The sequence below is a fragment of the Corallococcus llansteffanensis genome (genome assembly GCF_003612055.1).
In the GTDB taxonomy this organism is placed as follows: Bacteria; Myxococcota; Myxococcia; order Myxococcales; family Myxococcaceae; genus Corallococcus; species Corallococcus llansteffanensis.
In genome coordinates, this window is sequence record NZ_RAWB01000526.1 from 1 (window position 1) to 7,001 (window position 7,001).

Annotated in this window: 5 protein-coding genes; 3 read left to right on the forward strand and 2 right to left on the reverse strand. The window is 73.1% G+C overall.

Features of this window, described 5'->3' with window-relative positions; genetic code table 11:
- Both D7V93_RS34015 and D7V93_RS34020 read left to right on the forward strand, forming a co-directional pair.
- On the forward strand, positions 1 to 372 hold a 372-nt coding region (locus D7V93_RS34015), incomplete at its 5' end, for a response regulator (RefSeq protein ID WP_147451482.1).
- Positions 373 to 400: 28 nt separating this feature from the next.
- Positions 401 to 1,375: an NADPH:quinone oxidoreductase family protein gene (locus D7V93_RS34020; RefSeq protein WP_120647341.1), complete on the forward strand. Its 975-nt coding sequence runs from the start codon at positions 401 to 403 to the stop codon at positions 1,373 to 1,375.
- A 16-nt stretch (positions 1,376 to 1,391) separates the two neighbouring features.
- On the opposite strand, the gene D7V93_RS34025 is transcribed toward D7V93_RS34020, so the two are convergent.
- Positions 1,392 to 1,796, reverse strand: a complete 405-nt coding sequence (locus tag D7V93_RS34025) for a hypothetical protein (protein WP_120647342.1) — start codon at positions 1,794 to 1,796, stop codon at positions 1,392 to 1,394.
- 523 nt (positions 1,797 to 2,319) lie between these two features.
- Between D7V93_RS34025 and D7V93_RS34030 the strand changes: the two genes are divergently transcribed.
- Entirely contained in the window at positions 2,320 to 5,361 is a 3,042-nt protein-coding gene (locus D7V93_RS34030) for a non-ribosomal peptide synthetase (RefSeq protein ID WP_158623928.1), read from the forward strand.
- Positions 5,362 to 5,379: 18 nt separating this feature from the next.
- Here the strand turns inward: D7V93_RS34030 and D7V93_RS34035 are convergent, their stop codons facing one another.
- Entirely contained in the window at positions 5,380 to 6,654 is a 1,275-nt protein-coding gene (locus D7V93_RS34035; protein ID WP_120647344.1) for an endonuclease/exonuclease/phosphatase family protein, read from the reverse strand.
- Positions 6,655 to 7,001 lie beyond the last annotated feature (347 nt).

The window sequence follows — 7,001 nt, forward strand, 5'->3', positions numbered from 1 at the left end:
CGGCCCGGGAGGATCCTCATCGTGGATGACGAGCGGTCGTTCGGGGTGACCCTCCGCCTGCTGCTGATGGACCTCCACGAGGTGGCCTACACCCCCCGCGCGAAGGAGGCCCTGGAGTGGATCCGCGAGGGGCGGCGCTACGACGCCATCCTCTGCGACCTGATGATGGCGGAGGTGACGGGGCGGCAGTTCCACGAGGCGCTCCGCGTGCAGTCCCCCGAGCAGGCCCTGCGCATCATCTTCATGACGGGGGGCGCCTACACCCCCAGCTCCCGGGAGTTCGTGGAGCAGACGACCCTCCCCCTCATCATCAAGCCCTTCAAGCGCGAGGCACTCGACCGACTGCTGATCCCCCTGCTGCCGCGCGCATGAACTAGCGTCCGCGGCCGGGAGGCGACACATGCGCGCGTTGCAGCTTCAGAAGCTGACGGGGCCGGACGGACTGGTGCTGGTGGACGTACCGGAGCCGGAGGCCGGGGACGGGGTGCTCATCGACGTGGTGGCGGCCGGGGTGAGCTTCCCGGACCTGCTGCTCACCCATGGCCAGTACCAGATGAAGCCGGAGGTGCCCTTCGTGCCGGGCGTGGAGGTCGCGGGCGTGGTGCGCTCGGCGCCGGCGGGGGCCCGGGTGAAGGCCGGAGACCGCGTGATGGGGTTCTCCTTCGCGCTGGGCGGCTTCGCGGAGGCCTGCGTGGTGGCGCCGGAGCTGGCCTTCCCCATCCCTCCGACGTGGAGCTTCGAGCAGGCCGCGGGCGTGGTGATGAACTACCACACGGCGCACTTCGCGCTGCACCGGCGGGGCCAGCTCCAGCAGGGGGAGACGGTGGTGGTGCACGGCGCGGCCGGCGGCGTGGGCACGGCGGCGGTGCAGGTGGCGAAGGGCGCCGGGGCGCGCGTGGTGGCGGTGGTGAGCGACGAGCGCAAGGCAGAGGTGGCCAGGCGCGCGGGCGCGGACGTCGTGCTCCTCTCCAGGGACTGGCAGGCGGGGGTGCGCGAGGCCACGGACGGCCGGGGCGCGGACGTGGTGTTGGACCCCGTGGGCGGAGACGTCTTCGACAAGAGCCTCAAGGTGCTCGCGCCCGAGGGCCGGCTCCTGGTGGTGGGCTTCGCCAGCGGACAGATTCCGTCGGTGACGGTGAACCGGCTGCTCTTGCGCAACGTCTCCGTGGTGGGCGTGGCGTGGGGGGCCTTCCTGGCGCAGGGGCCGGAGCTGCCGGCGACCATCGCGAAGGACCTGGACGCGCTCGCGGCGCGCGGCATCGTCAACCCCGTGGTGGGCAGCGTCTTCCCCCTGGAGGACGGCGCGAAGGCGCTGCGCGAATTGGAGTCGCGCAAGGCCGTGGGCAAGGTCGTCCTGCGGGTGAAGGCCGGCTGACGCCGACCCGCGGCGTTCAGCCCAGCTTGGAGGGTGTCCCCGCCTCGCGCTCCAGCACATCGGCGGCGCGGGCGTCGCGGGGCAGGCCGAAGCGGGCGCGCGAGTGCATGAGCAGCTGGCCCGCGTAGACGCTGTCCGCCAGCGCCTCCGCGTAACGGCCGTGGGCCTCGCACAGGCGGGCCCGCTCATCCACCAGGCGGGCGAGGATGCGTGCCTGCTCCGGGTGGGTGAAGAGGCCGACGACGGAGCGGGCATCGAAGCGCGCGAGCGTGTCGTACTCCATGCCCAGCGACGCCGTGCACGCGCCCCGGATGTGCTCCAGACACGCGTCCCAGGAGGCCCGGGCGCGGATGATGTCCGGCACCGAGCGACCAAGCTCCCGGACGGCGTTGAGCAGGAAGGCGTGTCGTAGGACGGGCATCCGGGTTTCCACTACAGCCCAGCCGGCGTGAATCATCCAGGCGCCCTGTCCGGTTCGTGCGCGGTCCCGGGCCTCCTCCTCCCCACCCGGGTCCACTTCCGGCCTCCACCGGGCCGTCCGCCGCCAGAGCGGCCGGCCCTCCGTCGGCCCCGGACGCCAGGGGGTGCGCCTCCACCCGACGGATCAAACCCCACCCACCCGCGCGCGGCCCGCCACGCGGTGGTGACACGTCGTCACCGGAAAAAGACAGACACCGTCCCGCCCGCGAGGCGGCTCGGATCCACTCCACCCCAAAGATATATCCCGGCAGGAAACCTCGGCTTCCGACGGCGTTCCCGCGACGGGTCCCTGGTTCGGGACGGGGGCGCGGCCGACCCGAGGGGTCGCGTCCTCGCGCCGCCGTTTCATGCGACCCATGCGTGGTTCCCCCGTATTGCGTGAGGGCTGGTTGTCTTTAGACTTTTCACACACGCATCCCCCCGTGCGTGGCTCCAGGCTCGTTCTGCCTCAAGGAATGCCCCATATGGTCCTGCCCTCCGCGTTGCGTCTTCCCGCGACCGCCCAGCTCGTCTTCGGGACCACGGTGTTGAGGCAGCCAGAGCTGCTGCGGCAGGCGGCCCGGGTGGCGCGCCGGCTGCGCGCGGAGTGGGACGTGCGGCCGGGAGACCGCGTGGGGTTGATGGTGGTGCCGGGGCCGGAGGTCGTCCCGGCCATCCTGGGCATCTGGATGGCGGGCGCCGCCTACGTGCCGTTGGATCCGTTCCTCCCCGACGAGCGGCTCCTGCGCATCCTGCGCGACGCGGACCTGCGGGGGCTCGTCACCCAGCGCATGCACCGGGTCTCCGTGGGCCTGCTGGAGACGTGGCTGGGCGCGCCGCTGCCCTTCCTGGAGGCGGATGCTCCGGGCGGCCTGGGTGACGGCGACGGCGACGGCGACGGCGACGGCGTGGCGATGGAGGTCTCGGACGTCATCGACATGCCGCCGGAGCGCGCCGCCTACCTCATCTACACGTCCGGCAGCACGGGCGAGCCCAAGGGCGTGGTGTGCACCTTCCGGGGCCTGCTCAACCTGGTGCGCGGCGTGGCGCCGCTGCTGGGGCTGGGGCCGGACACGCGGCACCTCCAGTTCGCCAGCATCAACTTCGACGCGTCGGTGTGGGAGGTGTTCCCCACGCTGTTCGCGGGCGGCACCGTCGTGCAGGGCACGCGCGAGGAGCTGCTGCCCGGCCGGCGCATGGCGGAGCACCTGCGCGCGCACCGGGTGACGCACCTGTGCCTGCCGCCGTCGGTGCTGGGCCAGCTGGGGCCGCACCTGGACACGCTGCCGGACGTGGCGTGCGTGGTGATGGCGGGCGAGCGCTGCCCGGCGCCGCTCGCGGACCGGTGGCACGCGTCCGGCCGCCGCGTCTTCAATGCCTATGGCCCCACGGAGGCCACCGTCTGCGCTTCCATGTACCGGGTGAAGGGCGGCGAGTCGCCGGTGCCGATTGGCGCGGAGCTGCCGGGCGTGCGCGTGCGCGTGGTGGGGCCGGACGGGCGCGACGTCGCGCAGGGGTCGCCGGGCGAGGTCTGGATTGGCGGCGAGGGCGTGGCGGCGGGCTACCGCAACCAGCCCGAGCGCACGCGGGAGTGCTTCCCCTCGGAGGACGCTGGCGCCGCGTGGTACCGCACCGGCGATGAGGCCGTGCGCCGCGCGGACGGGGCGCTCGTGTTCCTGGGGCGGTTGGATCAGCAGGTGAAGCTGCGCGGCTTCCGCATCGAGCTGGAGGCCATCGAACAGGCGCTGTATGCGTTCCCCGGCGTCGCGCAGGCGGCGGCGAAGGTCTTCGAGCACACCGACGCGCAGGGCCAGACAACGGGCCTGCTCGTGGCGTACCACAGCGCGCAGGAAGGCCACGCGGTGGCGCCCGACGCGCTGCGAGCGCACCTGGGCTCGGTGCTGCCGGACTACATGGTGCCGCACCGCTTCGTGGAGCTGCCGCGCCTGCCGCTCACGCCCAACCTGGGCAAGGTGGACCGGCAGGCCCTGCTGGCGCCGCCGGACTGGACGGGCGCCTGGGCATCGTCGGAGGCCGAGGTCGTCGCGCCCGCGGCGGCGCCCGCCTCGCCCATCGACCGGCTGTGTCGCGCCTTCGAGCGGGGCCTGCGCGCGGCGCCGGGCACCGTCACGCCCACGACGCACTTCTTCCAGGCCGGGGGGGATTCGCTGGGCGTGGCGCACGTGCTGGCCCAGGTGGAGGAGGGCTTCGGGGTGTCGCTGCCGTCGCGCCGCGTGTACTCGCACCCGACGCCCCTGGCGCTGCTGCCCTTCTGCGAGGCGGGCGCGGCCCCAGCCGACCTGGACGCCCGGAGCGTGCGCGCCACGCTGATCACCGACGCGCGCTCGGTGCCCCTTCCCCCCGTGACGGCCCCGGGGCTTCCCGCGCCGCTGCCGCGCACGCTGTTGCTGACGGGGGCCACGGGCTTCCTGGGCATCCACCTGCTGGCCGCGCTGGCCCCGCGCGTGGAGCGCATCCACTGCCTGGTGCGGGCCCGCGACGCGGCGGAGGCGGGCGCGCGGCTCCGGGCCACGGCACGCAGATACGGCGTGAACCTGGCCTGGGGCGACGGGCGCATCCAGGCGGTGGCGGGCGACATCACCCGGACGCGGCTGGGCCTGGAGCCCTCCGTGCATGACGCGCTCGCGCTCCAGTGCGACGCGGTGGTGCACGCGGCCGCGAGCATCAGCTACATCCTGCCGTACGCGGACGCGGGCCGGCCCAACGTCGCCGGCACGCAGCAGGTGCTGGCCTTCTGCGCACACGCCCGCGTGAAGCCCCTGCACCACGTGTCCTCGCTCAGCGTGCACGGCGCGGTGGGCACGCTCCTGGGCCTGGAGGAGGTGGGCGAGGACTTCGCGCTGGAGCGCTCGCTGGACCTGATGGCGTACGAGAACGGCTACACGCGGGCCAAGTGGGTCGCGGAGCGCATCGCCACCGACGCTCGCGCCAGCGGCCTGCCCGTGAGCATCTACCGGCCGGGCTTCATCCAGGGCGACAGCCGCACCGGCATCGGCAACGCGGACGACATGCTGTGCCGGCTGCTGGTGGGCAACGCGCAGCTGGGCCTGTCGCCGGACCTGCCGGACAAGTACTGGCTGCCGGTGCCGGTGGACTACGTGGCCAGCGCCACCGCGCACCTGGTGCTCACGCAGCACCCCGGTGGCACCTACAACCTCGGGCCGGAGCGCGAACAGGAGCCCGGGCACAACGCCCTGTTCGATCTGCTGGGCGCGCACGGGCACCCGGTGCGGCGCGTGGCTCCGGCGGTGTGGCTCCGGGAGCTGGCGCGGGTGGGGCCGGACAACGCCCTCTTCCCGCTGGTCGCCTTCCTGCGGGAGAAGGTCTACCACGGCACGCGCACGGTGCTGGAGCTGCACCACCGCACGCCGCGCATCCGGACGGACCACACCCGCGCCGCGCTGGCCGGCACCGACCTCCACTGTCCGGACATCGACGCGGCCCTCATCGGCCGTTACGCGCGGTTCCTGTTCGCGCGCCACCGCGACGCGGCACGGGCCGCGTAGCGGTGGGGCGGCGGGCCGTCAGCTCGAACGGGGCGGCAGAAGGGTCCGGGCCGGCATGTCCGCGAAGCGGTAGTGGGCCACCACCGGCTGGTGGTCGGAGGACTCCGTGGAGCGGTCCACCTCGAAGAGGACGGGCGTCAGGGTGCGGGTCGCGTAGAAGTTGTCGAAGCGCTTGCCCGTGGCGTGCACCACGCCGTGGCTGTCCGGCAGCGAGGTGAGCGTGGCGCAGTCCGCGACGTCCTGGAGGCGCAGCCACGCGGGGCTGCCCTTCGGCACGTGGCCAGCGCTCAGCTCCGCGCGCGCATGCTGGGGCGTCGTCAGCGAGTGGTCCGCCAGGCGCACCCGCACCGTCGTCGCGTGGCACACCGTCTCCGGCAACTCCTCCTCCAGCACGTGCAGCTCATGGCGCAGGCGTGGATCCGCGATGTTGCCCACGCCCCGGTCCCCTACCGTGACGTGCTGGAGGTCTCCGTAGCGCAGCCGGTACTCCTCGATGGTGTCCGTGTCGTTGTCCTGCCGCGGGTGCAGGTGCGCCATCAGCCAGGAGCCGCCGCGCTTGATGGCGGTGTTGGCGTTGAAGTCACCCATCACCACGGCGGGCGCGCCCTCGCGGTGGCGCAAGAGCGCGTTGAGCTGGCGCAGGTTGAGCGCGTTGATGCCCGAGTCCCCCAGCGCGTGGTGCAGGTTGTAGAGGTACACGGGGTGTCCCTCCACCTCCACCTTCATCCACAGCACGCCCCGGTCCTCCACCAGCTCCCCGGCCTGCCCCTGGCGGGCGATGGCCTCCTGGCGCTCGGCGTCGGAGAGGACGTAGGTGAAGTGCGCGGCGTCCACGATGGGGTGGCGGCTCAGGTACGCCTTGCCGTTCACCAGCCGTCCGCCGTTGTCCCCGTCATTGCCCTGGTACACCAGGTGGAAGCCGAAGCGGGACGCGAGCATCACCGACATGGGCACGCCCGCCTCCTGCAGGCCGATGACGTCCGGCATGCGGGCCTGGGCTTCGAGCTGCGTGAAGTACTCCAGCAGCGCCTCCTGGCGCTCGCCTCCCATGAGGATGTTGTAGCTCATCACCGTGAGGCCCGGCCCCCGGGGGGGACGCGGCTTCGGGTGGTGCACGATGAGGGTGCGCCCGTCTCCCAGCCGGCGTTCACTGGTGGGCAGCGGCACGGACTTGAAGTCGGGCAGCGTGAGGGTGGGGTCACGTCTCGGCATGACGCCCTCCTGGCCGCCCGGCTTGCGGGCAAGCAGGTGCCCCACCGCCGGCAGGTGCTCCAGCAGCTCGGGCATCTTCATACCGGCCACCCCTGCTCCAGGCCCTGGTGGTGGGCGGCGCCGTCGGGCGCGAGGAGAGACCGCTGTCGGGCGTCATGCCGTGGCACTGATGATTCCACCGAACCTCCATCCCAGATGTCCTCCGCTCAAGGTCGTGGCGGAGAGGCCGGTACGCCAGCGCCCCATGAGAGGCGATGGGTCGTCTGGACGCCTGCCCTGCGGGCGCGGGCGCACATCCACCTCCGTCGGAATCGGCGCGGGCGCGGGGCGTGGGTGTTTAGATGGGCGGGCCATGAGGGAACTCGACGACATCCTCCGCGCTCGCGGGCGCGCCTCCGGGCCGGTGGTGCTGGCCACGGTGGTGGCGG